Below are 1,190 nucleotides of genomic sequence, written 5' to 3' on the forward strand. Positions count from 1 at the left end.
AGTCTTAATAGGTTCAACCCTTTCTTTCAACTCCGAACGAGTGAGTTGGTCATTTCTAAATTTATGCCAGAGATTGAAAAGCTCTTTTTCCTGCTCCAGCAAGGATTTGCCTATTTGGGCAGAAGCTCCAACTCGTTCGGATATTTGAATAAAATCTCGTTTGAGGTGCGCCCAGCACAGTTGCCTGCGATGGACATCCACCCAGTTATAGGCAGGGCAACGATCACTGGTGATAAATCCACTAAAAGTTTCGCCCACAACCGTTTGAGCAGCACTACTAGCTCTACTTAAAATTACCTGAAAGCTCTGGATCAATGGCGTTACTGCCACCCACAGCCAACCACTGGTCTTGGTGGCATTTTGACCATCTCCATTCCGCTGCTGAAATCCAGTCTCATCTACTCCCACAGTCGGCTGCTGCTGGATGTAATGTTGGGCTTCTGTGACCGCATCGCTAACTGCCTCACTCACTTCTGTCCGTAGACGATTGATAGTGCCGACGGACATTTCAATCCCAAACACCGCCTGCATCAGCGCACGTATTTGGCGGTAGGATTGTCGGTACTCACTACTGAATAGACCTACATAGGCTGCTGTTCTTGGACCATATCCACCCTGCCCAATTATTTCGGTCATTTCTGGGGCTTGATTTTCTTTCCCACAACAAGTACAGGTAATTGGATGAAACTGATGTTCGATGACGAGCCGCTGTACTGGTGGGACTTCCACTACTTGATGTCGGTAGGCTTGACCACTATTTTCAATCCCTAGGATGCCTCCACATCCACTACATTGCTGCGGGTAATGGTTGATTACTTCTTGACACATTTGGGTCGGGTATAGCTTCCGTTCGTGTCCCGAATGTCCTAGTTGCCCACCCCGCTTCTTGCCGGTGGGTTCCTTTCGATTGGGCTTAAATCCTTGAGGATTCTTCGATGGTGGTTGTGATGAATTTGCCGAAGTTCTGGTTAATTGCTCTTTGAGAAGCTCGTTTTCTGTTCTCAGTTCCGCTATTTCCTGTTCAACCCGATCCATCCTACGCACTAATTCGTAAATTAGTTCGAGGACGCTATCTGGCACTTGCGCCCACTCTGCTGGGCTGATTGCCGCCATTAATTCCGGCACTGTCTTCTCCATGTGCCTCACCTTATCAGATTTTTTGGGTTTTTGCTACCCCCGTGAACTTCTAC

At 48.0% G+C, this 1,190-nt stretch carries 1 protein-coding gene; it reads right to left on the reverse strand.

The window, feature by feature from the left end; genetic code table 11:
• On the reverse strand, positions 1-1,137 hold a 1,137-nt coding region (tnpC, locus tag QUA78_RS32655), incomplete at its 3' end, for an IS66 family transposase (RefSeq protein WP_333399267.1).
• Between the last annotated feature and the right edge of the window lie 53 nt (positions 1,138-1,190).

Source organism: Microcoleus sp. K4-B3 (genome assembly GCF_036704615.1).
Lineage (GTDB): Bacteria > Cyanobacteriota > Cyanobacteriia > Cyanobacteriales > Microcoleaceae > Microcoleus.